This window comes from Halioxenophilus aromaticivorans (assembly GCF_042850945.1).
Classification (GTDB): Bacteria; Pseudomonadota; Gammaproteobacteria; order Pseudomonadales; family Cellvibrionaceae; genus Halioxenophilus; species Halioxenophilus aromaticivorans.
In genome coordinates this window covers 2,258,856-2,284,255 of record NZ_AP031496.1, presented here as the reverse complement: position 1 = coordinate 2,284,255, position 25,400 = coordinate 2,258,856, and the positions used below count along the sequence as shown (strand labels likewise).

General features: G+C 43.6%; 22 protein-coding genes, 1 tRNA gene and 1 pseudogene. 7 read left to right on the top strand and 17 right to left on the bottom strand.

All coding sequences use genetic code 11. The annotated features are described in order from the left end of the window. Positions 1 to 42: 42 nt before the first annotated feature. The 5 genes from ACGHM3_RS09925 to ACGHM3_RS09905 all read left to right on the top strand — a co-directional run bounded on the left by ACGHM3_RS09925 (position 43) and on the right by ACGHM3_RS09905 (position 4,128). Complete coding sequence (locus tag ACGHM3_RS09925; protein ID WP_345419062.1) at positions 43 to 804, top strand: ABC transporter permease; 762 nt, start codon at positions 43 to 45, stop codon at positions 802 to 804. Further along, positions 801 to 1,508: an ATP-binding cassette domain-containing protein gene (locus ACGHM3_RS09920; protein WP_345419059.1), complete on the top strand. Its 708-nt coding sequence runs from the start codon at positions 801 to 803 to the stop codon at positions 1,506 to 1,508. The genes ACGHM3_RS09925 and ACGHM3_RS09920 overlap by 4 nt, the downstream gene beginning before the upstream one ends. Positions 1,509 to 1,519: 11 nt before the next feature. After that, on the top strand, positions 1,520 to 2,392 hold the full coding sequence (locus tag ACGHM3_RS09915; protein WP_345419056.1) for a hypothetical protein: 873 nt from the start codon (positions 1,520 to 1,522) through the stop codon (positions 2,390 to 2,392). A gap of 100 nt (positions 2,393 to 2,492) precedes the next feature. After that, positions 2,493 to 3,251: a sulfotransferase family 2 domain-containing protein gene (locus ACGHM3_RS09910; protein WP_345419053.1), complete on the top strand. Its 759-nt coding sequence runs from the start codon at positions 2,493 to 2,495 to the stop codon at positions 3,249 to 3,251. A 1-nt stretch (position 3,252) separates the two neighbouring features. Beyond that, a complete protein-coding gene (locus tag ACGHM3_RS09905; protein ID WP_345419050.1) occupies positions 3,253 to 4,128 on the top strand; it encodes a WcbI family polysaccharide biosynthesis putative acetyltransferase in 876 nt (291 codons plus the stop codon). 76 nt (positions 4,129 to 4,204) lie between these two features. Here ACGHM3_RS09905 and ACGHM3_RS09900 read toward each other — a convergent pair whose 3' ends face one another. The 4 genes and pseudogenes from ACGHM3_RS09900 to tnpA form a co-directional block, all read right to left on the bottom strand. Further along, complete coding sequence (locus ACGHM3_RS09900; RefSeq protein WP_345419047.1) at positions 4,205 to 4,813, bottom strand: glycosyltransferase; 609 nt, start codon at positions 4,811 to 4,813, stop codon at positions 4,205 to 4,207. A 43-nt stretch (positions 4,814 to 4,856) separates the two neighbouring features. Next, a complete protein-coding gene (locus ACGHM3_RS09895) occupies positions 4,857 to 5,333 on the bottom strand; it encodes a transposase (RefSeq protein ID WP_345419044.1) in 477 nt (158 codons plus the stop codon). A gap of 7 nt (positions 5,334 to 5,340) precedes the next feature. Continuing rightward, complete coding sequence (tnpB, locus tag ACGHM3_RS09890; protein WP_345419041.1) at positions 5,341 to 5,556, bottom strand: IS66 family insertion sequence element accessory protein TnpB; 216 nt, start codon at positions 5,554 to 5,556, stop codon at positions 5,341 to 5,343. A gap of 88 nt (positions 5,557 to 5,644) precedes the next feature. Next, a pseudogene (tnpA, locus tag ACGHM3_RS09885) lies at positions 5,645 to 5,848 on the bottom strand (IS66 family insertion sequence element accessory protein TnpA); the annotation flags it as partial. Between the two features lie 547 nt (positions 5,849 to 6,395). On the opposite strand from tnpA, the gene ACGHM3_RS09880 reads away from it, so the two are divergent. Further along, positions 6,396 to 7,313: a hypothetical protein gene (locus tag ACGHM3_RS09880; protein ID WP_345419039.1), complete on the top strand. Its 918-nt coding sequence runs from the start codon at positions 6,396 to 6,398 to the stop codon at positions 7,311 to 7,313. Positions 7,314 to 7,541: 228 nt separating this feature from the next. Here the strand turns inward: ACGHM3_RS09880 and ACGHM3_RS09875 are convergent, their stop codons facing one another. From ACGHM3_RS09875 to rfbB, 9 genes are all read right to left on the bottom strand, one after another. Further along, positions 7,542 to 8,279, bottom strand: a complete 738-nt coding sequence (locus tag ACGHM3_RS09875; RefSeq protein ID WP_345419036.1) for a hypothetical protein — start codon at positions 8,277 to 8,279, stop codon at positions 7,542 to 7,544. A 15-nt stretch (positions 8,280 to 8,294) separates the two neighbouring features. Next, positions 8,295 to 9,032 carry a methyltransferase domain-containing protein gene (locus ACGHM3_RS09870; protein ID WP_345419033.1) on the bottom strand — a complete coding sequence of 246 codons (738 nt, stop codon included), beginning with the start codon at positions 9,030 to 9,032 and terminating at the stop codon, positions 8,295 to 8,297. 511 nt (positions 9,033 to 9,543) lie between these two features. After that, entirely contained in the window at positions 9,544 to 11,478 is a 1,935-nt protein-coding gene (locus tag ACGHM3_RS09865) for a glycosyltransferase (protein ID WP_345419030.1), read from the bottom strand. Continuing rightward, positions 11,471 to 12,415 carry a glycosyltransferase gene (locus ACGHM3_RS09860; RefSeq protein WP_345419027.1) on the bottom strand — a complete coding sequence of 315 codons (945 nt, stop codon included), beginning with the start codon at positions 12,413 to 12,415 and terminating at the stop codon, positions 11,471 to 11,473. Before ACGHM3_RS09860 ends, ACGHM3_RS09865 begins: the two co-directional genes overlap by 8 nt. Before the next feature lie 3 nt (positions 12,416 to 12,418). Beyond that, positions 12,419 to 13,069 (bottom strand): hypothetical protein, encoded by a 651-nt coding sequence (locus tag ACGHM3_RS09855; RefSeq protein ID WP_345419023.1) that lies wholly within the window; start codon positions 13,067 to 13,069, stop codon positions 12,419 to 12,421. A gap of 41 nt (positions 13,070 to 13,110) precedes the next feature. Then, positions 13,111 to 15,609 carry a glycosyltransferase gene (locus ACGHM3_RS09850; RefSeq protein WP_345419020.1) on the bottom strand — a complete coding sequence of 833 codons (2,499 nt, stop codon included), beginning with the start codon at positions 15,607 to 15,609 and terminating at the stop codon, positions 13,111 to 13,113. A gap of 23 nt (positions 15,610 to 15,632) precedes the next feature. Beyond that, positions 15,633 to 16,391, bottom strand: coding sequence for a hypothetical protein (locus tag ACGHM3_RS09845; protein ID WP_345419017.1), 759 nt, complete (start codon positions 16,389 to 16,391; stop codon positions 15,633 to 15,635). A 198-nt stretch (positions 16,392 to 16,589) separates the two neighbouring features. Continuing rightward, positions 16,590 to 17,483 carry a glucose-1-phosphate thymidylyltransferase RfbA gene (rfbA, locus tag ACGHM3_RS09840; RefSeq protein ID WP_345419014.1) on the bottom strand — a complete coding sequence of 298 codons (894 nt, stop codon included), beginning with the start codon at positions 17,481 to 17,483 and terminating at the stop codon, positions 16,590 to 16,592. A 31-nt stretch (positions 17,484 to 17,514) separates the two neighbouring features. Further along, entirely contained in the window at positions 17,515 to 18,564 is a 1,050-nt protein-coding gene (rfbB, locus tag ACGHM3_RS09835) for a dTDP-glucose 4,6-dehydratase (protein WP_345419011.1), read from the bottom strand. Positions 18,565 to 19,111: 547 nt separating this feature from the next. Between rfbB and ACGHM3_RS09830 the strand changes: the two genes are divergently transcribed. Beyond that, a complete protein-coding gene (locus ACGHM3_RS09830; RefSeq protein ID WP_345419008.1) occupies positions 19,112 to 21,244 on the top strand; it encodes a nucleoside-diphosphate sugar epimerase/dehydratase in 2,133 nt (710 codons plus the stop codon). Positions 21,245 to 21,287: 43 nt separating this feature from the next. Here the strand turns inward: ACGHM3_RS09830 and ihfB are convergent, their stop codons facing one another. From ihfB to lapB, 4 genes are all read right to left on the bottom strand, one after another. Next, a complete protein-coding gene (ihfB, locus tag ACGHM3_RS09825; RefSeq protein ID WP_345419005.1) occupies positions 21,288 to 21,572 on the bottom strand; it encodes an integration host factor subunit beta in 285 nt (94 codons plus the stop codon). A 232-nt stretch (positions 21,573 to 21,804) separates the two neighbouring features. After that, positions 21,805 to 23,487 (bottom strand): 30S ribosomal protein S1, encoded by a 1,683-nt coding sequence (rpsA, locus tag ACGHM3_RS09820; protein WP_345419002.1) that lies wholly within the window; start codon positions 23,485 to 23,487, stop codon positions 21,805 to 21,807. A 459-nt stretch (positions 23,488 to 23,946) separates the two neighbouring features. After that, a tRNA-Asn gene (locus tag ACGHM3_RS09815) sits at positions 23,947 to 24,021 on the bottom strand. Between the two features lie 120 nt (positions 24,022 to 24,141). Further along, positions 24,142 to 25,350 carry a lipopolysaccharide assembly protein LapB gene (gene lapB / locus ACGHM3_RS09810; RefSeq protein ID WP_345418999.1) on the bottom strand — a complete coding sequence of 403 codons (1,209 nt, stop codon included), beginning with the start codon at positions 25,348 to 25,350 and terminating at the stop codon, positions 24,142 to 24,144. Between the last annotated feature and the right edge of the window lie 50 nt (positions 25,351 to 25,400).

Genomic DNA, 25,400 nt, shown 5'->3' with positions numbered 1-25,400 from the left:
GGTGTGGACCACCCGACAGTGCCACGAAGATATTTAGTATTTATGGACAAAAGAAACCTACAATTAATCTGGCTGAGAGGCTATGGAAACCTGAAGGCCGACGCACAGAGTTCGTACCTCGGTTCGCTATGGTGGCTACTTGACCCCCTACTCATGAGTGGCCTTATGTACTTGGCTTTCTCAACGGGACTCAGAGGTAACAGCGGTTCCGATTTTTTTATATTTCTTATTTTTGGCATGATACCCCTCAAGTGGACACAATCGTGCCTACAGTCAAGTGCGACTGTGATTACACGAAACAAAGGTTTACTAGGCCAGGTTTATTTTCCTAAATGGGTATTTCCAACATTCAATGTATTATCACAGACGCTTAGATACTTGGTGGTTATACCGCTTCTAATAGCAATCTCTGTATTCTTTGTTGAATCTTCCCCAACTAATGATTGGGTTCTCATAGCAATTCTTATTACACAGCTTTTTCTTAACCTTGGCATCAGCTATTGCGTGGCATCCATCGTACCCATCGTACCGGATATCTCCCACATTGTTGGCATTATTTCAATGGGCTTGATGTTCACATCTGGTGTTTTTTTCGATATCACAACCAGACCAGAACATGTTAGAGCCATACTGGAACTGAACCCAATGGTTGATTTACTAAGATGCTATCGTAATGTATTGATTTACGACCAACCGGTACTGTTGACCGATTTTCAGTATCCAATCAGTTTTGCGTTCATAACGCTTTTGATCGGCGCGGCTACGCTCAAATACTTCGATCGCATTTACCCAAGAATAATATGAAGAAGCCTGTACTAAAATTCGATAACGTTAGCCTGTTTTATAAGAATAGGCTCGGCATTTTTGGTGCAAAAAACTGGGTGATCAAAGACCTAACCTTTGATTTATTGCACGGTGAAGTCCTTGGAGTCATTGGTAAGAACGGCGCAGGCAAATCAACACTATTGCGTTTGCTAGCAGATATAATAGCTCCCAACTCCGGTAGGATTTGGCGAGAAGAGAACACCAGAGCCCAACTATTAACACTTAACCTTGGCTTCATACAAGACCTAAATGGGGTTGATAACATAGTTTTATCGTTAGTTTCTCAGGGTCTTCCAATTAAACATGCTAAAAGCCTCATCGAGACCGTCACCGACTATGCGGAGTTAGCCCACGTCATTCGACAACCACTAAGAACTTACTCTGCTGGCCAAAAAGCACGACTAGGATTCGCGATTGCCTTACAGGCTACTCCTGATGTCTTATTACTTGATGAAATATTAGGCGTCGGAGACAAAGATTTCCAGGAAAAATCCAGTAAAGCGCTGGCTGAAGTTGTGCAATCAGAACAAACTGTTGTACTCGTATCCCACAGCTCCAACACAATCGAAAAGTATTGTCAGCGGACTTTATGGATAGAACAGGGGAGCTGCAAAATGCTTGGCGAAACTTCTGATGTGCTAGACGCTTACCACGCCAATCAAGCGACAGCGCAAAATACGTGAGCGGAAGGTACATGACCACCGCCCAAAACTTAGAAGGCAAAACCACCTTTAACGAATTAATAATTTCGGTTGTGGTGCACACATGGGATGCTGACGACATAGAAAATTGCCTAAAGAGCTTAAACACCGCCATTGAAGACGCTACCACCAAAAGACATATAGGTAAATCCACTCTACATTTGATGTACAATGGCAACGAGCACCTTGATCTCCACATTACAGAGTTATTTGTTCACTCCCACTACAAACAGCCAGTAAACTTAAAATTAAATTGCGAAAACAAAGGTTACGGCGGAACAAACAATACCACTATAAGACAAGAGGTTACAATTCCGACTAGAGAAAAGTGCCTGATTGTAATGAACTCCGATCTTATACTGGACAAGCTCAGCATCTCCCATGCTTGTGAGCTACTTTCTTCTAGTGAGAAACCTGGGCTTGTTGCGCCCATGCTATTATCGTTAGATGGAACCGAGCAAGTTTACGGAAACAAGCGTTACCCTAACATCTGCACCCTCCTAGCCAGGTTGTTTCCAATGTTGTTACGGCTGAAGTTTTTTGAGAATTTAAACACACTCTACGAGTATCGATCCGATCAGGATAAAAACCTGAAAATGGTGCAAATTTGCAGCGGCTCCTTTTTATTAGCCACACACGAATTTTGGTTTAAACTTGGTGGCTTTAACGAAGACTTTTTCATGTATTTTGAAGACTTTGACTTATCGATAAGGGCCAACAAACTAGGCTGTGAACACCTTTACAATGCCAACGTGAAAATCAAACACAAAGGGGGCGAAACAGGAAAAAAGCCGCTTTATCACAAGTGGCTATTCATACAATCAGCATTTAAGTTTTTTAATAGGCACGGCTGGAAATGGTATTAATGACATCGGCAAAATTCATTTAATTCAACCATGCACCCAAACACAATAAGCTCCAAAAGTTAGAGCTTGATGACATAAATAAACAAACATATAGTTGACGATGAGATACATAATTACACACGGGCACATTTTCAAAAACGCCGGATCAACGGTAGACACCGCCTTAAAAAATGCTTTTGGTAAAGATTTTTTAGACCACCGGGATGACAAATCCATGAGGCAAGGCGGTAGTGAATACTTAGCACAACTTATCCTGGATAACCCAAATATAAAGGCTATCTCAAGCCATCATCTATGCAACCCTCTTCCAGTTAGCAAAGAGTTCACTTGCATTCCTATTTATTTTGTCAGAAACCCAATCGAAAGAATCATCTCAGTTTATAATTTCGAGCGCAGCCAAAAGAAAGGCAGCAATGGCGCAGCAAAGGCATCTAGCTCGAGCTTGATTGACTACGTAGAATGGCGCCTCGAAAAATCAACACCCAAAGTAATCTGCAATTATCAAACAGCATACATCGGAAGCGAACGAAACCTCAAACCCGAAGAAGACGTTAACCCACGCTGCTTGATCAATATTTTTGAGAAAATTAGAAACGGGGAAATACTAGTAGGGACAGTTGAGAACTTCGATACTAGCTGGCGAATCATTACCCATAAGCTGTCTTTATATTTTCCAGGCTACAAATTCCTTTATAAAAACGCAAACATCAAAGATAAGAAATCAAGCCATGAGAAACTAGATTCAGCTATTACCAAACTCGATCCGCTATTGCCCAAACTACTTAAAGAAAACGTTCTTGACCTAGCATTACACCAATACGTGACGCAATCAATTCATTGTCAGGACAGCGAGAATTAACATGATAAAGATATCAGTTGTCGGAAATTGCCAAGCTAGACCTACAGCCGAAAGATTAATCAGACTAAGTTCGTTAGTGGAAATAATAGACGTCACTATTGTTCATCTAGCAAAAGACTCAGATTGCGATATTCATAAGAGGGCATACGCTGAATCTGACTACATTATCGCGCAACAAGTAAACGACAATTACCCTTGTGAATTTGTACGAACATCCAGCTTAAAAAAAGAATATGGATCTAAAGTCGTCACCGTTATCAATCTATATTTTTCCGGCTATTTCCCAGATTGGCGATACTATCGATTACCCAAGCAAGGCACACTAAAAGGCCCAATGGGCGATTATCATTGCGAAGCAATTTATGATTGCTGGATCGAAGGCAAAAGCCCAACCGATGCCAAAAACCTAATCAATAGCCTTGATTACAACCTTGAAAAGTATCGAGACGCTGCATCTACTTCACTCCGGGAACTGGCTTCAAGAGAGTCAAACAGCGACTGTAAGATTGTAGATTTTCTAGAAGATCAGATCACTAAAGAAAGAATGTTTTTCTCTTTCAATCACCCCAAAATTGTGCTTATCGAAAAAATGTTAGTATCTGTATGTGACAAAATCGGAATAACCGCAACGACGACTCAATACGAATCGATCAAAGAAAATACAAATGAACCACTAGGTGCATTCGAACTCCCCATCAATATTGGTTTTATCAAAGAGTACTCGCCCGAATTCAGTCAAACGCAAAAGATTAAGGGCATCGCAACTGACAAAAAAGGACGTCCATTAGCCAAACAACGGAATTTTTTGTATAACCTAGACTCATTAATAGAAGTATTTTATCGTGCTTACGATACACAGATGTCGGATTTTAAATAGTAAATTTAGCCCTATTTACAAAACTATTTCTTTGACAAAGCATCTACATCTCACGGGACTCGAAGCCAAGCCATCACTATCTGTAGATAGATGTTCCTTTTTGCAAATTGGACCAGTGCGCTTCCTTTTTATGCTGCAGATCATTGACTATATCGAAATATTCCTTGAGCGATAGTTGATCGATGATCGATGCATCAGACAAATCTGTATCAGTGAAAACCCCAGGCCCAGTGAGCGACCAAATATTTTCAGATACCCTATTTTCTACATTGGCGATTATTTTTTCCCAAACAACCCCCAAACTGTGACTTCCTTTTCGTGAAACGATAAACCCGTTCCATACCGCCCCGTGCCACTTTCGCATCAACAGTAAATCATTATTTTTTTGTAAAAGCGAATCCAGGCATTTAACAGCCATGGTACCAGCATCGACGTAAACGCCACCACTAGCGTAACAATACGCCACCCTAAATATATCTGACATCATGGCTGGAAATTTAGCCGAGTCGAAAACCCTTAATTCCCTTTCACCATAATTACTATAAATAAATTCTCTTGCAGAATCATAACTGAACAATGTGTAGCCGTAGCCAGGATTAACCACATGCCAGGAGGAAGTAAGCTCCAACATCTCTATTGGAGGATTTTTATCATGCCAAAATTGGACTATTGTCTTGGGTATCATATAGATTTCAGGTATAAGAAAATTAAAATGTAATCCAAAGTTATTAAAAAAGAAAGGAAAATGCGGTCATATCGACATGCTGATCCCGTCGGAAGAAAGTGCTTTGGGCTCTGGCTTTTTCCTCATCTCTGAGGGAAAGTTCGACGCGTACTCGATTCAGGTTTTCAGAGAAGCCACGACGTCGCGCTTGTTTTGCCGGAGGGGCGATCAAATCTTCTTCCGAGAGCTGATCCTCGAACTCAGCGAGGGCGACCTCAAGTCCCGCTTGATCGAACAGATCCACTTGGAAATCCAGCTTTTCACTACTGGCGCCGTATTGTTTGGCGTTAGCCAGACGCAGACACTCTTCCAAAATTCGGATGTAGCGTTCTTTATCGCTAATATTGTTTTTACTTTCGCTCAGCTGGTCTTGAACGGCGGCCAACCGTTGATCTTTTTCGTTTAACAAAGCCACCAAATCATCCGCACTCAGCGTACGGTAATCGTCTTCGGAAAGCGATGAAGAGGTGGGCGTTTTCATCCCACCATTATAACAAGTTTAGTAAAAAACCTCCTAAAAAACCGACTTGTATCGTAATTTTTTTATGACCTTGCATCAAGGCAATATCATGCCCGGCGAGCAGCCAGTTAATCTGCTGGCCGGTGAGCGACACCACCGCCTCGCCACGACAAGGCCATCGGAACTTTTCTTCGGCGAGAGACTTGTAGTAGAGCCAGAGCCCGTATCCTTTCAGTGCAGACATTTGATCTTGTTCGTTTGCGAATAGTGACGAGTCATTACATTGCCGCTGGCAGTGATTGGCCAATAGATACATTGCTAGCATCAACGCCTCACACTTCGATGCCACTGAGGAATGACAGGGTAAGCCCTGATGGCACTGTAGATTGGTAGCTGACTTGCGTAAAACCACTGACCCGTAGAACTTCGATTTGCGGCTGACTGTGTCTCAGCAGCTTCTGACGCCAATAAACATATTGGTGATACACCAAACTCTGTGATTGACGGAATTTGGCGCCAGATAGCTCTGTTTGAGATCTGGCATTAACCTGCTACTGCCAGTATTGGGCTCTTGATTCTGGATACTGGTCGGAATTCATGGTTCTCCCCTTGGGTTGATGTGCATTCAGGGAGACAGATTGCCAGGGATGGAAGCGGCTCAAAACATGCTGATTTAGAGGCACTTACCTGGATACTACTAGAAATCGTAGAACTTGGAGTATTGTCTTGAAATGAGTGCGTAATAAAAATAAATTTAGAGCCTCGGCAAGTGCTTGGGTTTTAGTTTATTTTTGTGCAAGCGTGTTTAGATTTGCACCGCTTCTTAGAGTTGGTTTATGCAGCAGTATGGCGTCATAACCGACTCGCCGGTTAGAGGCGGTCTTATTCGATTGCCAACTTTTTCCCAGTAATTTGTCGGCAAGCTAGATTGCAGAAATGCGCTTTACTTACACATTCTAGCGACGGATTTGGCAGCAATTGACGTCAATCTTTTTGAAATATGCAAGTTTTAAAAAAGTTCAACCACAACAGAACCTGTATTCGCAGGTGAGAGCTATACCCGTAAACTTGGAGGTTTACAGCATGAGTCTACAAAAATTAACCAGGAACGCAATTAAATGGGGCTCCCTGATGGCAGCGCTCATAACATCTCAAATGGGGTGGTCACAAACCGTTTGTGAGGATGAACCTACCAGTGGGATGGATATCGAGTACGGTGATACAATCGCCTGTACATTCTATGAAAGCCAAGATCTAGATAGCTACCAATTTTTAGGTCAAGAGGGTGATCGTCCTTTTATTCAACTACGGAACTCGGGCGCAGCGATAGCAGATAATGTGTATAAAGTACTGACTTTGTACGGGCCAGACGGTACGCTGATTAGACAGAATGGCAGTTATTGCGTTAACTGTACTATTGATGAAACGTTAGAAGAGGATGGAGTACATACAGTAACAGTAAGGCATTATTCTAACGGTGACACGTTCCCATTGTCGTACATTTTGGAGTTGCCTTGCCTTGCCGGAACTTGTGCGGCCGAGCCTATTCCCGCAGCGTTGGGCTACGTGGCTGTTGAGCCATGTCGGATAGTAGATACTCGCTTCGGTGATGGCGGCATGATGACAGCTAATGAGGCAAGAAATTTCAAAGTATGGGGCGATATTTCTGTACAAAATAACTTAACAGGCACCGCGCCTGCTGAATACCCCGCATCTTGCCCATCTCCATTTGGTGAGCCAGAGGCCGTACAAATTAACGTTACAGTTGTACCTCGTGGTGAAATTGGCGACGGTGGCCACTTGGTTGTCTGGCCTTGGAATACCACTGAGCCTTCCGCTAGTTGGTTAAACTTCGTGTCAGGTTTGGCAAATGTGGCAAATGCGGGAACTGTCGCTGTGACTGCCGCTAGCGAGGATGACCCTGATATATCTGTTATGAGTATTCAGGACGCCCATGTAATCATTGATGTATTAGGATACTATACAGATTCTGGCTTATAACAATCGGCTACTGACGCAAGCCTAACTAAGGACTTGTTTTGTTATATATCAGCCACCCTGATTAGGGTGGCTGCCTTTAATTTTTCCGGCACATCTGGCCACAAATTGCAAAGATACACATCAGCGCCTCCAAAGTGTTTTTAGCCATTTAAATCTATCAAGCCTCAACCGCTCAAATTAACTATGAGATACTAACTCTTAAATTCATTGAATTTTGGGTATATATCATCAATCAACAATCATCCACTCAAATTCACTATCTTTGAGACTTTCCACCACCTCATCGAAATTAATAACTTTATCCCTAGTTTTATATGAGTTTTGCTTCTTAAAGGAACTTGATTCCTCGGTCGGCCCACCCTTTTGATCAAGACCTAAAAACTCAAACAAATCAACTAAACTTCCCATAACCGCCGAGGTATACTCAAGTAAGAACACATCACCTACAGAAACACTGACATAGTAATTTAAAATCTTTCGTTCTTCGGCCACAAACCGAAGAAACTTACTATAGTTAAATTCGGCAACTTTGCTTATATCCTTGGCCTCTTCTTTATATGTATATGCATTAGTGCTAAGAGCTATCTCCGTGGATATATATTGGTCTAACAAGTTTGCTCGATACACTATTATTTTTTTTAACAGCCTGTTTTCGGCTCTTTCCTTCATCAAAGATGGATTATGATGTGAAAATATTTTATACCCGAACAACCTATCTTCTTTACTGCTAGATAAATAAGACAAAAACTTTCCAACGTTCTTATCTCGAAACTCTAAGGACCGCATTTCATGATTATTTAAAACAGCTTTATCAAGTTTATTCTCACAATAATATATTTCCTTTGGGTGGAACAACTCATAATGACAAAGAATCTTTTCATGCCTATTGAGCCTTGCGATCAAAGCATTTGTTCCAGTTCTCGGCTGAGCAAAAACGACAAAATCTTCCACCTCTAAACCCTTCATATTTTAGCCCACCTATTAAAGCTCACAGACAACCGTTAACTCGTAAGTCTCAAAATCTGTAATAGTGGGACACCTGTCCCCTAGCAGCGCAAGCCTTTCTGCCACAACAGGAACCGAGAAACTTTTTTTAATTTCAACTTTGCTGTATCCACTATTATTAAAAAAGTACTCATAATCATCATAACTGAATCTATTAATTTCGACACTATTGTAAATTTGGTATAGCGCAATCTCACACAGATCCCGGGAAAAACCTTTGGCATGCAAGTACTCGAACATTTCTTTTCGGCCATACAATAAATGCTGATGCTCATCTATAAGCCCTTCAAGCGCAAAGTCTAATTCTTCATTGACTCTCAAGTGGCTTCCTACGCAGCAACTCCAAATAGGACCAAATTGAGTGAACAATAAACCACCGCGTTTGAGTACGTTAACGGAATGCCTTAAGAAATCCGGAAGCCTCGGAAAATGCTCAAAACAGTTTACTGAGAAGATAACATCAAACTGTTCAAGCTGATGCAACCGGACAAACTCCAGAGCATCGCCATCGATGATAATATTGTTACTCGCCCAGTCGATTTCTTCATGAACTTTAAAAATTTCTCTACCCTTGAAATATGGCTCGCAGTTTTTAAATTGGTAGGTGCCGCCGGTGAAGTTCAACAAATCCACACTGACCCACTTTTCCGCACCCATTAGTTCGTTTGCAACTTTTATGGGAACGCTACACCCCCCTATTTCGAGAACCTTCAAACCCCTCAAACTCCTATTCCTAGAAAGCTTGGATAGCGCCTTACAATAATAATTCGGCAGGAGCTCGGCGATATTTTTAATAGTTTTCTGTTCTATCATAATTATTCAAAGCCATTTTTTATGATGTCTAGGTGTAGTATACTTAAATAGATCACTTAAACCTCCTTGCCAACACTTCAATCTATGTTTAAAATTCTCTCGTAACTGAGAAACGCCGCCAGAACACAAACGCTAGGCAACCAACAACATTCCCTTCTTATGTAGACAGCAGTTCGCTTCCCATCGAAAGTGTTAAATTACCAACAAAAATCTCGGTGTTATTTTCGCCATGGAATATAATTGCCATACTGACTTTTTGTTCAAAAGCACATCCAAAGCTCAGCTCAGGTTTAAACTATGCAAGCAATCTATTTTTAAGTTCAGCCATTTCGAGTCTTACGCCAACCATCCGCACGCTTTGTGGAAACAACTTTCTCACTCCTAATAACAGCAAAACTCTAGGCGCTTCATTTTATAACATCATTTTTTCAGGCTGAGCCAACTTACTGAGGCTAAACTCCCGCAAATCGAACTCTCTATCCTCAAGAGTCACGGGACTATCAAACAACTCAATCGGCCTATTCAGCGCCGCCACCTTAACACTACAAGTCAAACACATAACCAAGATAAAGCGCTCCACGTCCGACAGCTTATTTCCATCTTCTGCAACAATCACCAACTTAGGTAACGCGATCAATTTCTTAAGATAATGATCCAAAGCCAAGAAAGTAGGCAACTCCAGATGACCAACCTCTTCTCCGGGGATTATCAGTTCTGAATAAAATTTAACTACAGGAGTAATTGGACCCAAGACCAAAACATGTTTACGCTCTCTATCTATTAACTTTTGAAGAAAGCTAGGCCACACCAGACCAAAAAGAGGGTGATAAGATTCGGCTTCTGTAGAGTAAAAATCAGACAGAACATGATCTCTTTTATCTGTACACCCAGCCGAAAACCCAAGATAACGGCACTTGAAGTCAAATTTATCTAAATTCAAAAACTCGTCTAAGTTAATCACTATACACGGGTCAACTAATCTAATAGTATTTGCCAGCTGATCCTTGCTAATGTTTTTGACGTCAACGCTATGACCATTTGAAGATATGATATCGCAGCACCGAAAAACCAGATAATCACTGTACTGTAGACGTACATACTCCAATCGTTCTTCAGCGAGCCAATGAAGAACTGAAGATTTGTCTCCATATTGTTTTGGGACCACAACGACAGCGTGGCAACGCTTTGTCAATTGGCTGACGATATACTGGATTTCTTCTTCAATTCGAACCGCAACATTTTTTTTGGCAATCAAAGACTCTTCCCTCATTGCACTTAACCTATCTGGGTCGTAGGCTATGCGAGTCAACTCTAATGCCATCGCCTCAAAAGATTGCAATTTATGACAATCATCAACAAGATCGAAACCTTCACTAGCATGTAAATGGCTTAAAAATGGTTTACCAAAAGATATCGCTTCTGCTACTTTTATTTTCAACCCAGTCGAAAAAGCCATTGGTATAACTAAGACATCAACATCCGCATAGAACTCATCGAGTTTTTCAACATAACCGCAAAATTCAAAGTATTCATTTTCCAGTATATCCAACTCAGAGCATACAGACCCAGCAATGTATACTTTCAATGCAGGAATGAACTCGCTAAACACTTTAATTGCATTATGATAAAATGATTCAAAATTGTACTTATTGATATTATTAGCCGCACCGATAATCCCGACTTTCAAAAAGTCGAAATCACTCCTCGGTTCAATTTCATCGACCCCAACATCTAGATGTACTAATGTCCTCACCTCAGTCAGAACACCCATAGAAATAAAATCGTTCCGTTCTTGTTCTTTTATTGCCCAAACCAAATCAGCGCGATCAAGTCCCAGCTTTTCTCCAGTTGTTGTAGTGTGAAAAAACTCTTTTTCGAGGCCATTTCTTTCCAGCAATTCTCTTCTTCCGCTGAATTTATCATGCGTATCCAAAACCTTGAATACAGGTTCAGGCACAAATTCGAGAGCTTTGCTTAGCCAAGTATAATTGACAATACAAAGATTAAAATGTGTACGCTTAGTTAATTGCTCTATATGGTGCTGGATGACCCAGTCCCACCACTCGTCAACTTCGTGGTCTAAGCCGTTTTGCGGAGCATCATGTATAGGTTTGGAGGGGAATATATGATCTACGACATCCCACTGATTACGCATTTTTTCTGCGTACTCAAGAGGGTACCCGCCCCGCCAATCTGCTTCGCTTGCATAGTGGACGAAGTGCAAATACATACCATTTTTTTTTAACTGCTCACAAATCGAGAAAATTCTTTTTCGATTACCAAAATTTAACGGCCACGTTGGCGTTGGGGATATGATAAGGACCTTGAACGGAATCTGTTCAGACATTTTTTAACCCTTCAAACCCCGAAAGTGTAAGGAGGGTATAGGAATAAATTGCAGAAAGCTGCCACACAAATTCATCGGGATCATCTAAATCCAAATACATGCCTTGTAGATTACGGTAAAGAGGCGGTAAACTAATCAAGAAATCTTTGATATTTCTTTCTTTTTTCCTAGGATCGGCTTGGGCAGAAGTGGCATCAAGTTTGAAGTCAGACACGGCTTGCCAAGCGACTCTCCTTCGAAACCAGCTTTGTGTCATTCTTTTCTCTTCTACAAGATGATCTACCATAGCCTCTGGGGCGTAAACGAGTTCGTAATTATTCTGCCGTGCAAAATCGATGATTTGTGACTCTTCGTTCGACATTAGAACAGAACTATTACCAACCCTACCTAGCCCAGGAGAGAATCCGCCACAGGACTTTAATAATTCTCTAGAAAAAGCAATATTTGCACCGGCAAACCATTCATCTGCTGCCGCCAGTCGAAGCTCCCCCCCCCAATCTACTACTGAAAGGTAGCCCAACAACTGATCACCGAGCCAACTCGGCCTCCTTTTTGCCCAAATTGGTTGGATCTGACCACCTACCACACCTACGCGGCCACTAAATTCGAACGCTTTGAGCAAACAATCTATCCAGCTCGATGAAGCTATCGCGTCATCATCTAAGTAAGCGATATACTTACTGTTTCCTGCCTCCAAAGCCCTATTGCGGGCGTTAGACAAACCTGGTACGTCCTCGAAAATAATTTTAAAATTACCGTAAGACTTATATTTTTTTATGAGAAAGTCGCAGCTCTTTCTGTGTTGCTTTGGCGTATTATCAACAACGAGAACATTATAGTCGGCGACATTTGTGGCTTGACGATAGAGGCTTTCAATCGATTTTGTTAACAAATCATAACGGTCGTACGTACATATCACCACTGTAATGGCTTTCATTAATCAGGATATCTCCATCCGCTGAAAAGCTACACCAAGTACTCGCTTGTCTGTTGAATTTTGATTTACTTCCATAGGAGACGAGACCTCGGGACAATAGAGTGTGACCACAGTGTCTTGCTTTCTGGCTGAAGCCGGCAACACACCAGTGTAAGTCAAGAAACCACCTTTTTCTTCAACATCAACTTTTAATATTTCGTTATCTACATAGATTTTTAAAAGAGCTAGCAATTCTCTTTTAATCGCACCTGCAATAACGAACCGTAGAACTCTACTTTGAGAGCGGTCTACAGGCACAATGAAATTATTAAATTTAGCCGGACCTGTCCAACGTATAAAATCGTTGTCTCCCCTTTTCTCACATTCGTAAAAATTATCTGTGGGAAGTATCGCGTCCTCTGCGCGCAGTGTGTAGTCATTGAATTTGTTTGTCGAAATCAAGGTCACTTCATCTAGCGAAAAGAATAATTCAGAACGCTGTATAGTCTTTTGCAGCCGCTCTATCTTTTTATCTTGCTCATTATACTGAAGTTGCATCTCCACCAACTTCTCGATTAAAAAATCAGCCACCGAACCACTATTGTTTGCTTGCTGCTCTGAAATTTGCAACTTAAAAGCCGCAATACATTCCTCTTTTTGGTTCATTTTGGTCATTTTTTTGCCTAATATTATCCCAGTTCAAACTTAAGATTTGACTATTGACAGTTAGTTTTCTGATTTCTGTTTCTGGTGGTACTATTAGTTTGATTCACGAAAAATTTATCTTCTATTACACGTGTTACCCGGGCGCGCGAAAAGTAAGAATTTATATAATTTTCATACCGCTTTACTATTTCAATACACCTTTTTGAATCCGATACCCTCTGTAACACTAAGTTTGCAAACTCCTGGAAATCATCCGTAACTGCGAACACAGAACTAGCCTCAGGCAAGCCTTCCGCTCCAACAGTCGTTGTAACGACTGGCAGATTCATTTTGAGGGCCTCAAGTACCTTACCCTTCACTCCGGCACCGAAACGAAGTGGAACAATGCTGACCATTGCTCGACGATATAAATCTAATAGCTGGTCCTCAACCAAGTATCCGTGAACCCTTATATTCTGACAATCAAGTTTCAATAAAGTCTCTGGGGCCTCTGAACCCACTAAATGTAATTTGACCGAGTTATCTTCTTTTAAAACTAACGGAAATACTTCGTCAATGAACCACTTGATTCCATCCATGTTTGGCGGATGACCAAACCCACCTACAAATAGAATAATCTTTTCTCTATTAACCTGACTTAAGGCGATATCGTCTTGCTCAATCATGTAAAGCGGGATAGTGTCAACATTCACCTCAGGCAACATTTCTTTTATCAAGTCCACTTCCACATTTGATGGGTAGAATACCTGATCAACCTTGGAACAGATAGCGAGCTCTCTTTTCTTCCAGTCCTCAGCTTTTGCGAATAATTTCTGATCTGACTTTAGCTTTGCTTCGCGCTGGGTTCTTAAAAAATGCAAGTCATGACCAAAATAGATTAACTTTGGCCTCTTCGGTAATTCTAATAGGAAATCAATAAAGACTTCTGTTATGTGCGGGCGGTGCAAATAAATTACGTCAATATTATTGATTTGACTGCGCACCCACTGCTTCCAGCCCCTGGCACACTTTTCTCCATAAAGCACTTCTACGCCCATATTTTGTAGCAACTGGGTATAGGGCTGATGCGGAAAAAAATTAGCCCCTATAAACTTCACACACATACCCAAGCGGAGCATTTCCTCGATATATAAAAACGTGGAACGGGAACCAGCGTCCTTGTCCCAGAATGGAACGTAATGATCAATGATTAAAACTGTAGCCTTCTTGTTTGCAGTTTTTCGATCTTTAGCATCGAACACTGATTGACCATTAGCAAAGTGCTTCGTGGCTAGTGTATTTTTCCATTTCTCGTAAAATACGTCTTTGTTAATTTCTTGGTACTTTTTCAGCCCCGAACCCACATCAGTACCGTTACTCAATCCCTCGAAATGCACTACTTTAGATAGCGGTTGATAGACTACTTTTAACCCATATTCTCGGACTTTGAACGCCAAATCTGTATCTTCATAGTATGCAGGACGATATCGCTCATCAAAACCACACAAATCATTCCACAGCTCAAGCTTTAACATCAAGCAAGCACCAGAGATATAGTCCGCTTCACGAACATATAAGAATTCAGGCTCATTAGGGTCGCAACTGCGACCATAATTCCATGCTGACGCATCTTTCCACACTATACCTCCTGCCTCCTGAAGGCTACCGTCTTCAAAAAGAAACATGGGCCCGGCCATCCCAACAGATTTGTCAGAATCAAAAGTAGCAAGTAACGCCTCGAGCCAGCCGGCCTGTACGTTAGTGTCATTGTTTAGCAACAACAGAAACTCACCACGTGCCACTTTTGCAGCTCTGTTACAATTTTCAACAAAACCGACGTTCTCACGCTGCCTACATATCACAACGTTCTTAGTTATATTGGCGAGACTAATAGTCTCATCGGTGGAACAATCGTCGCCGATTATAATTTCCACTTGAGACAGATCGGTGTTTTTCTTCAGCGCCAATAGACATGATAACGTCGTTTTGTAGTTGTTATAAACTGGCACCACAATGGAAACCAAAGGTTGATCGACATCTGGAAAGTCAATCAATGCAATGCCATCAATTTCTGCTTTAGAGATCAATTCGGGCACGACAAATGACTGCCTTTCTTCAGGAAATCTTGCATCTACCCACTGTTTTAACGAGGTTTTATCTTGCGTAAATAATGCCAATGCCAATCTTTTTACTCGGTACCAACTTATCAATCTCAAACTTGAAATAGGATGACTGGCAAAATACCGTAAAACTTGAACAGATGAGTTTAAACGGCCTCGCTTCAGATCACTATCTACGGATGAGTAATCTAACTTATAGATTTCCTTGTGTTTTTTAGACAACTCCACAAGTTGTCGAAACTCCGACTTTCGACCAACCCTGAAGGTTACTAACGAGTACAGAAACTCTAGAGCAAAAACAACTTTTCCAAGAACTGATTTATCGAATTTATAAACTTTTCCGTAAGATTCATTCAGCAGGTGAAACAGATAGTTTGACTTATTTCTGTGATCTTCTATCGATTCAAGTTGCTCCGGCTGTCTTTCATTGGAGTTTGATTTGAATTCCATCCCCATAATTCTTCAGTTTACCTTTAGCGTGCAACTGTATAAAAACGATTCGACGCATATTTGTATAATTCTAAATCCATCTGATTTGCTTGCATCAGCACGCCAAACACCTCCTCGCCCAACTCATCTTTAATTGCTGAAATTTTTTCATCCACATCAAAAACAGTTGGTTGTGTAACATTTGCCTCATGTGTTTTAACCCTAAGATAGGGAAAATCCAGTTTTAGAAGATAATGCATACGCACTAAAGACTGGTAAAAATTCTCAACCAATCCAAAGAAAGGCAGGCTATCAACAAGTAATTTCGCTCTATTTAACACTTCGTAATCTCGGAGACTTTTAGCGGCAAAGTCCCTAGCGGAATACTGTATACAACTTAGTTTACTAACGTGAAAGTTTGAGATGACACCGTACTTATTACATTCAACCTTTTGTTTCACGTACTCTGCAAATGAGCCTTGAGGCTGCTCTAGACCCTTAGCTTTCTGCCATTCGAACAAATAAGCAGAACGCGCACGTAATATAGGATGACGAATAAATAAAAGGGGAATAACTCTCACGCCTGGGATCACCGGAATGGGAGGTACCACATGGTGTGAGGAAAGGGCCACCAACTGCGGATTGGCGCCAATAAACTCAGATATTTCTCCGGGTAAAATTTTAGCATTCTCATCAGGCTTATCAAAATTAAGCCATTTATCACCAAATGAATCTGCTAGAATTCTATCAACGGATGTACCTGCGTTCTTGAACAGGTGGTAATGAATAATTACAGTTCGCATATTCAAATTACTATAGCTTTTACTTGATTAGCAACTATCAGAAGAACAAAATATGGCTTTTCTCCTTCAGGGAAAAACCATTTATTGATAATTGTGAAACTTACGCCCTACTAAGTGGACTATATAAGTACGAGAGCATACAGAGAATAAAGCAATATCTGAAGCGTCATCAACAATTAAGTCAAATGACAAGTATTTTTATTTTATTGGCAATACTCTGTTGGCCAGCACTTTCAGATACTGCCCATAAGCAGTTTTGGAATATTTATCGGCATGCATCTTGAGCTGATCGTTAGAAATCCAACCATTCAAGTAAGAAACTTCCTCGGGACAGCATACTGCCAACCCCTGCCGTTTTACTAGAGTTTCTATGTAGTTTCCGGCCTCAAGCAGCGAATCGTGAGTACCAGTATCTAACCAAGCGCTACCCCGCCCCAAATCCTCCATATGCAATTCACCTCTTTCGAGATAAACCTTATTAAGATCGGTAATTTCTAGTTCACCGCGAGGAGATGGCTTCAGTGATTTTGCGATATTAACTACTTGGTTGTCGTAGAAATAAAGCCCTGTCACTGCGTAATTGGATTTGGGCTTGGCAGGTTTTTCCTCGATTGAGATGACTTTGCCGCCCTCACCGAACTCAGCCACGCCGTATCGCTCCGGATCGGTCACCCAATATCCGAAAACAGTAGCTCCGCTTTCGCGCTCATTTACCGCTTTAAGGGTTCTTACCAAACCGTGGCCGTGAAAGATGTTATCGCCCAAGATCAGGCAGGCCGGTGCGCCATCTAAGAACTCTTCCCCTAGAATAAACGCCTGAGCCAAACCGTCCGGAGATGGTTGAACGACGTAGGTAAGTTGGATTCCCCACTGGGAACCATCACCGAGTAATTTTTGAAATTGGGCCTGATCTTCAGGCGTTGTGATGATAAGAATATCTTTGATACCCGCCATCATTAAAGTAGATACCGGGTAGTAGATCATTGGCTTGTCGTAAACAGGCATTAACTGCTTACTGACGCCCAGCGTGAGCGGGTGCAGACGGGTACCAGATCCGCCGGCCAGTACGATTCCTTTACGTGCTACTGCCATGTGAATTAATCCTTTATTGAGAAATCGGTTATTAGGCTTTTAGACCGATACGCTGACGGTCGTATTTGTTTTTGGTGACGGCCTCACACCAATCACTGTTGGACAAATACCACTCTACGGTTTTGCGAATGCCTGATTCGAAGCTCTCCGCAGGAACCCAGCCAAGATCATTTTTGATTTTATCAGCGTCAATAGCATACCGTTGATCATGCCCCGGGCGATCGGCAACGAACGTGATTTGCTCCTTGTAGGAAACATCTTTTGGCTGTATGTCGTCCAAAATCTCGCAAATGGTTTCGACCACCTCGAGATTACGCTTCTCGTTATGGCCGCCAATGTTGTAAGTGTCTCCAACCTTGCCCTCTAGCACCACTTTGATAAGAGCGCGGGCGTGGTCCTCTACGTACAACCAATCACGGATCTGTGATCCATCACCGTAGATCGGCAGCGGCTTGCCCTCTAACGCATTGAGAATCACCAATGGAATCAGCTTTTCCGGGAAATGATATGGCCCATAGTTATTTGAGCAGTTGGTTTGCACCGTAGGTAGGTTATACGTCTCGTGCCAGGCGCGGACTAGGTGATCCGAAGACGCCTTCGAAGCGCTGTAAGGCGAGTTGGGCGCGTAGGCAGTTGTCTCAGTGAAGAAACCGGTGTCTCCTAGGGTGCCGAACACCTCATCTGTGGAGATATGGTGAAAGCGAAAACGCGCCTTAGCATCGTCAGAAAGCGTCATATAGTAAGTACGTGCAGCCTCCAGCATAGTGAAGGTACCCATGATGTTGGTGACCATGAACTCAGACGGGCCATCAATAGAGCGGTCCACGTGAGATTCTGCAGCTAGGTTCATGATTGCATCGGGCTGAAACTGCTCAAAAACTTTATCGATGGCTTCACGATCGGCAATGTCTGCCTGCACAAAGCTGTATCTATCGGAAGATTCTGCGGGCGCTACGGATTCCAAATTCCCGGCGTAAGTCAACTTGTCGACGTTGCATACTTCGTGCTCTGTATTGTCGATAAGCTCTCTGACCACAGCACTACCGATAAACCCTGCTCCGCCGGTAACCAATACCTTCACTTACATTCCTCCTTGGGGTGAGACTTTTGCCTGAACTCAGGCCATTTGATGACTACGCTACTACCGCCACACTGAAGCGGCAGAACTTTATCACTACCCGTTGCCTATCACAATCCGGTAATGGTAGAGACTACTTCTTGTGCCAACTTGAACGTTTACTTGCCCATTACTAACGAATTTATGGCTTCGCCGTACACTGAGAGTAATCGCACTGGTGGGCACAAATGGTCGTAGCGCGCGTTTAAAGGGAATAATAGCAAGTTTGAGACCCAATACTCGGCCAAAATGCGACCGAGTGCGGATAATAGCAGTTAAACCGTTTACCATTCAGAAAGCATTCAACTTAAGAGCATTAAAAGTGTCTTAACAGGGCTTTTCGATATGGCTCATCGCTGTGTACAGCTGAAACTGGCCTTGAAATGAAGCAACGCAATTTCAAGCCTCAATTTAAAGCAAAATGACACCACAACCATCCACCGAGAGCGGTACTGAAGTTTAAGGTGGCAAAATCAACCACAGCGATTACAATTATTCTATAACCTCGGCCATGCCGCAGGTTAAAGGAACACAAACAAAAGGACAGGACTTTCCTCAGAATGCATCGCCTTTACAAGGTACCCCCTCTGCTTTTCGGCCATTTGACTGGCTGGCACCGCAAACGCGAGAACCAAACTCTATGATTGGCCGGTTATTATCTGCGCCTCGTTCTGCAAAAAGAGCCATCTCGCTCAGCTATGACCTTCTGGTAATACCACTGGCGATCTATGCAGCCATCGCGTTCCGTATAGGGGAGCTATTCAATCCGCTACAAACCAGCCTATTGATTGTTGTTGGTATTACCACCTGCGTAACCATCTTTAGCTTTATAAAATTTGGACTTTACAGAGCTATATTACGCTTTATGGCCCACCAAGCCGTTATCACGGTGGTTTTCTGTACCTTAATTTCGGCCGTTATTTTAGTACTAACCGCTTACTTTCTGCAGCTCACAATCAATGTAGATGGGATAAAGTCTGCCATAGACTTACCTAGATCTACGCCTTTTATTTACTACTGTATAGCGCTTGTAGCCTTAGGCACACCCCGCATGCTTATCAGAAGCGTGGTTCATATTTTTCTGAACACCCGTAAACTGCAAGATAACCGAACAAAAACGCCGATTATCATTTATGGTGCCGGCCACTCTGGCTACCAAATAGCCGCCAGCCTGATCCAAAGTCGCTCCTACAACGTGATTGCCTTTATCGATGACGACGAAAAGCTCCGCAACACCACCGTGAGAGGCATTCCGGTACACGGTTCTAGGGAAGCAAAACACCTCGTTGAATTATATTCTGTACAGACCATTTTGCTGGCTTTGGGCGCCACCACTAAAGACAAACGCCGGCAGGTGGTGGAAAAACTAACTCCTCTAGGGGTTCGCTTGCAAACCATCCCAACCGTGGAAGACTTGGTTTATGGCGCTATTCAGGATGACGACATACGAGATGTAGAAATCGAAGACTTGCTAGGTCGAGATCCTATCCCCCCCAGGCAAGACCTATTGGACAGGTGCATACGCGACCAAATCGTGATGGTGACAGGCGCTGGCGGCTCCATTGGTAGCGAGCTTTGCCGGCAGATAGCACCTGAAAAACCTGCTTCCCTAATATTGTTTGAGCAAAACGAATTTGCACTTTACCAAATAGAACGCGAATTGAAGGGCAGCTTCCCTAACCTTCATTTGGTGGCCATTTTGGGCTCAACACTCAACAGCAAACAGCTGCAAGAGATCTTCCGCTCCTACCGTGTTAATACTATTTACCACGCCGCAGCCTACAAACACGTACCACTAGTAGAGCAAAACCTCATTGAGGGCGTTCGTAATAACGTACTGGGAACCTGGCAATGCCTCAAAGCCGCCGCCCAGTGTGACGTGGCTAATTTCGTGTTGATCTCCACAGATAAGGCCGTTCGCCCCACCAATGTAATGGGCGCCACTAAACGCGTCGCTGAATTGATTTTGCAAGGCTTTGCAGGCCACTCGAGTAAAACCCAAGTGTGCATGGTGCGTTTCGGCAATGTTTTAGGGTCTTCTGGGTCCGTAGTGCCTCTCTTTAAGCAGCAGATTCAAAGTGGTGGCCCTATCACGGTAACCCACAAAAAGATTACGCGTTACTTTATGACCATCCCAGAAGCCGCTCAGCTGGTGATTCAAGCGAGCGCCATGGCCAAGGGCGGCGATATTTTCGTCCTGGATATGGGAGAACCGGTGAAGATTTGGGATTTGGCAGAGCGGATGATTCGCATGTCTGGCCTAACCGTCAAATCCAGCCTAAACCCAGGTGGCGACATTGAGGTTGTGCAGGTGGGATTGCGCCCCGGCGAGAAACTGTATGAAGAATTATTGGTCAGCAATCAAGTGATGGGCACGGAACACCCGCTGATTATGCGAGCAAACGAACATCATTTGGATTTTGAAGAGACAAAAGCTCTGGTTCACAAGCTAGAGCAGGCCTGTGTAGATTACGATATATTGGAAGTTAAGCGGCTAATTATGTCGATGCCGGTACATTACACCCCAGAGCGCATCGAGCACGACTTAATCGCCGGCAAAAAAGACAAAATCGCTGATCTCGGCAATGTGACACTACTGCCAGCCAGATCTGCCCCCCAGGCCGCCACTCAGTTAGAAAACTAGGCCTCAAAGCACTGACTGCATATAGCCTTGCTCCTACGCGAGGCTATATGCTGTCGTTTACTCTATCGCGCATCTCTTTGCCTGGCTTAAAATGTGGTACGTACTTACCCTCTAGCTCCACCGGCTCGCCCGTTTTGGGGTTGCGCCCCATTCTTGGCTCTCGATAATGCAGCGAAAAACTACCGAAACCGCGCACTTCAATGCGATCTCCCGCAGCCAGCATTCTAGACATGTACTCCAGAATCAACTTAACCGCCAACTCAACATCTTTGGCCGACAATTGATCTTGCCTATCGGCGATACGTTCGATCAACTCAGACTTGGTCACAGGATGACACCCCCATCGACTAGACCAGCAATTGCTTGGTGTAAAAATCTCTTTTGGACAGATGCAGATTCCTAAGTGTCTGATTTATATACCATTCATGTTTTGGCCGCAAGTTAAAGTGCCATCAGTGCATTAATAAAGCGAGTAAAGTTTGGTTGCACAGAGCAAATTACAGGCAGAAAAAAAGCGGCCGAAGCCGCTTCTTTCACTACTCAATACCCAAAAGTATTGATTAGTTGTCTTGGTTTTCCATCTGGGCTTTGATCAGATCACCCAAGGTTGCAGGAGCCGCAGCTTCTACAGACTTGTTAGAGTGCTCTTTGATAGCCGCTTTCTCTTCGTCTTGATCTTTCGCTTTGATAGACAAGTTGATAGCGCGATTCTTACGATCTACTGCAACAATCTTGGCTTCAACTTCTTCACCTTCTTTCAGCACGTTACGAGCGTCTTCAACCTTCTCTCGGCTGATTTCAGAGGCTTTCAGAGTACCTTCAACGTCTTCAGCCAGAACGATAACCGCACCCTTAGCATCCAACTCTTTAATAGTACCAGTAACGATTGCACCTTTATCGTTTTCAGTAACGAAGCTGGTGAAAGGATCAGTCTCTAACTGCTTGATACCAAGCGAGATGCGCTCACGCTCAGGATCAATGGCCAGAATAACGGTTTCCAGCTCGTCGCCTTTCTTATAGGCGCGAACGGCTTCTTCGCCAGTTTCGTTCCAAGAAATATCGGACAAGTGAACCAAACCGTCTATGCCGCCATCCAAGCCGATAAAGATACCAAAGTCAGTAATTGACTTGATCTTACCGCTAATTTTGTCACCTTTGGCGAATTGACGACCGAACGCATCCCATGGGTTTTCTTGACACTGCTTAATACCCAAGGAGATACGACGACGCTCTTCGTCGATGTCCAAAATCATAACTTCTACTTCGTCGCCCAACTGAACAACTTTAGATGGGTGAATGTTTTTGTTGGTCCAGTCCATTTCAGATACGTGAACCAAACCTTCTACACCCTCTTCCAACTCGGCGAAACAACCGTAGTCAGTCAAGTTAGTAACAGTCGCTTTAACTCGCGCACCCTCTGGGTAGCGCTGAGTGATGGAAATCCAAGGATCCTCACCCAATTGCTTCAAGCCAAGAGACACACGGTTGCGCTCGCGGTCGAACTTGAGCACTTTAACGTCTATCTCGTCGCCGACGTTAACGATCTCGCTTGGGTGCTTGATGCGCTTCCAAGCCATATCGGTGATATGCAACAAGCCGTCTACGCCACCCAAATCAACGAAGGCACCGTAATCGGTAAGGTTTTTAACCACACCTTTAACTGCCATACCTTCTTGCAGGTTGGCCAGCAGCTCTTCACGCTCTGCAGAGTTTGCTTGCTCGAGCACGGCACGACGGGAAACAACCACGTTGTTGCGCTTTTGATCCAGTTTAATTACTTTAAATTCTAAATCCTTGCCTTCCAGGTGGGCAGTTTCGCGTACAGGACGAACATCTACCAAAGAACCAGGCAAGAACGCACGGATACCGGAAACATCAACAGTAAAGCCACCTTTGACCTTGCCATTGATAACACCCTTAACCACTTCTTCAGCGGCGTGAGCAGCTTCCAATACTTTCCAAGATTCGGCGCGCTTGGCTTTTTCACGAGACAGGCGAGTCTCACCGAAACCGTCTTCTACGGTCTCCAGGGCAACCTGTACTTCGTCACCAACGCTTAGGGTCAAATCACCGTTCTCATCTAAAAACTGAGAAGCCGGTATAACACCTTCAGACTTGAGGCCTGCGTGCACAGTCACCCAGTCTTTATCTAGGTCGATTACAACGCCGGTTACGATGGAACCGGGCACCATATCAACACTTTTTAAACTTTCTTCAAATAGCTCTGCAAAGCTTTCGCTCATTACGTTACCTATGGATTGTGGGGAATCCGATTTGACGATTACACGATCAATTCAGAAGCACACCTGCCGCACTGCCAGCGATACGGGTTTGATTTAAATTAGCTAAGCCACCGATAAACTCTGGCATCTAAGACAGCGACAAAGCAAAAGTTCTGGCGTCAATCAGCCCATAAACAGACCGCAAGAGCCGTAAATTGAGCGTTTCAACACGTTTAAGAAAGAGCGCAAAAATACCGAGGCGCTCAAGCGAGCGCGAAGACTAACAGAACAAGGTTGATAAAACAAATAGCCAAGAGCTATTGATCGGAACCAATGTCTATCAAGGCAGCCATTAAACACACGCGTTCAGCCTCACCGCATAACAGCGTGAAGCTCATCTCAAATACGCTACAAATTGAATATGGCGATGGAATTTTTTGGAGTAACTTGGTTACGTTCGTAACCAAGTTGCTTGGGATTTGGCTCCGGCACCTGGGATCGAACCAGGGACCAATAGATTAACAGTCTACTGCTCTACCGCTGAGCTATGCCGGAATTTCTTACTGAGTAGCTCCTCAGGAATGGCGCGTATATTATAGAGCACATTAACCACTGTCAACAACCAATCTAAAAAAATAATTGCTTGTTTTTCAAGCAGTTAGTGCTAACGCCGCCCTACTCGCCCTCCAGCCCCTTAACAGCTTTGATAGAGCCCCAAGATTTGCAACTAGGGCACTGCCAGTGCAAATGGTTCGCCGAAAAACCACAAGAACCGCAGTTGTAATAGGATTTATGCTCCAAGAGCGATTCCAACATATTGCGCACGAGCGTTTGCTCTTTGTTGTTGTCTTCCTTAGACGCCTTGTTCAGGTGAAAATCTAAGAACTTGCCCACAACCCGCAAAGATGGCCGCGTATCTATCTTTTGATTCAACAAGGCCACCGCAGCACCTTCACTTTCATGCTGATTCACCAGGTCGGCCAGAGAAATGATCACAGAGCTACTGGGATAATCATCCTGCAACTGGCGCAGATATACGATCATGGTCTCTATGTCGCCCAGGGCCTGATAGCTTTGCAGCAATCCGGGCAGGATCTCAGGTATATAATCAGGGTCTTGCTCAGGAACTCGCTTTAAGCACTTGATGGCGCTTTTGTAATCTTCGCGCTTTAGCTCGACATCAGCCATCAACAGGCTTACGCGTACGCATTTAGGGTCTGCGTGGGCGGCCTTTGCCAACAGCTTTCTAACCAAGGGCTGATCACCGCGAGTCTTGGCTGACACAGCCTCTTCGCAGTAAAAATGTGCTTGCATGGAGCGCCATTTCTGATCGTGCCCCCTTGGCTTTTTGCGCAAAAGGCTTTCTATGGCATTGGCTGCATTGAGCCATTCTTTTTCATCTCGGTAGATTTCAGCGAGAAAACCAAGACTTTTGATGGAAACGTCGTGATCCGACGAGTTTTGCAACCGCTCAAAGATATCCTCGGCGCGATCCAGTACCCCGGCTTTGAGGAAGTCCAAACCTAGCTCAAGCTGGGCTTTTTCCTGCTGCTGACGGTCCAACTGTTGGTGCTCCACCAAAAACTGATGAACGCGAATTGCTTTACCCACTTCCCCACGGCGCCGCAGTAGCGCGCCTAGAGCTAAGTGAGTATCCAGTGTCTTGTCATTGACCGGCAACAGCTCTGTGAAGGTATCCACAGCGGCATCGGCGTCTTCGTTGAGGAGGTGGTTCAGTCCGCGGATATAATCCGGGTTGATCGGGCTGGGCTTATCGCCGTAGCGTTCCATAATACGCAATGGTGATTTCCGGCTGTAACGGCCCATAAAAAAGCCCGCCGCGATCGCGAAAAACAGCATCCAGTACAGCAGAAAGTCCTGCAAAGTGCCTCCCAATGGCGCAATGCGTTCACACCCATTTAGCTAAAGCTGCT

Excerpts from the sequence above, each read along its gene's own strand:
- ACGHM3_RS09925 (WP_345419062.1), top strand. The coding sequence starts at position 43 with ATGGACAAAAGAAACCTACAATTAATCTGGCTGAGAGGCTATGGAAAC.
- ACGHM3_RS09920 (WP_345419059.1), top strand. The coding sequence starts at position 801 with ATGAAGAAGCCTGTACTAAAATTCGATAACGTTAGCCTGTTTTATAAG.
- ACGHM3_RS09915 (WP_345419056.1), top strand. The coding sequence starts at position 1,520 with ATGACCACCGCCCAAAACTTAGAAGGCAAAACCACCTTTAACGAATTA.
- ACGHM3_RS09910 (WP_345419053.1), top strand. The coding sequence starts at position 2,493 with ATGAGATACATAATTACACACGGGCACATTTTCAAAAACGCCGGATCA.
- ACGHM3_RS09905 (WP_345419050.1), top strand. The coding sequence starts at position 3,253 with ATGATAAAGATATCAGTTGTCGGAAATTGCCAAGCTAGACCTACAGCC.
- ACGHM3_RS09900 (WP_345419047.1), bottom strand. The coding sequence starts at position 4,813 with ATGATACCCAAGACAATAGTCCAATTTTGGCATGATAAAAATCCTCCA.
- ACGHM3_RS09895 (WP_345419044.1), bottom strand. The coding sequence starts at position 5,333 with ATGAAAACGCCCACCTCTTCATCGCTTTCCGAAGACGATTACCGTACG.
- tnpB (WP_345419041.1), bottom strand. The coding sequence starts at position 5,556 with ATGTCTGCACTGAAAGGATACGGGCTCTGGCTCTACTACAAGTCTCTC.
- ACGHM3_RS09880 (WP_345419039.1), top strand. The coding sequence starts at position 6,396 with ATGAGTCTACAAAAATTAACCAGGAACGCAATTAAATGGGGCTCCCTG.
- ACGHM3_RS09875 (WP_345419036.1), bottom strand. The coding sequence starts at position 8,279 with ATGAAGGGTTTAGAGGTGGAAGATTTTGTCGTTTTTGCTCAGCCGAGA.
- ACGHM3_RS09865 (WP_345419030.1), bottom strand. The coding sequence starts at position 11,478 with ATGTCTGAACAGATTCCGTTCAAGGTCCTTATCATATCCCCAACGCCA.
- ACGHM3_RS09860 (WP_345419027.1), bottom strand. The coding sequence starts at position 12,415 with ATGAAAGCCATTACAGTGGTGATATGTACGTACGACCGTTATGATTTG.
- ACGHM3_RS09855 (WP_345419023.1), bottom strand. The coding sequence starts at position 13,069 with ATGACCAAAATGAACCAAAAAGAGGAATGTATTGCGGCTTTTAAGTTG.
- ACGHM3_RS09850 (WP_345419020.1), bottom strand. The coding sequence starts at position 15,609 with ATGGAATTCAAATCAAACTCCAATGAAAGACAGCCGGAGCAACTTGAA.
- ACGHM3_RS09845 (WP_345419017.1), bottom strand. The coding sequence starts at position 16,391 with ATGCGAACTGTAATTATTCATTACCACCTGTTCAAGAACGCAGGTACA.
- rfbA (WP_345419014.1), bottom strand. The coding sequence starts at position 17,483 with ATGGCAGTAGCACGTAAAGGAATCGTACTGGCCGGCGGATCTGGTACC.
- ACGHM3_RS09830 (WP_345419008.1), top strand. The coding sequence starts at position 19,112 with ATGCCGCAGGTTAAAGGAACACAAACAAAAGGACAGGACTTTCCTCAG.
- rpsA (WP_345419002.1), bottom strand. The coding sequence starts at position 23,487 with ATGAGCGAAAGCTTTGCAGAGCTATTTGAAGAAAGTTTAAAAAGTGTT.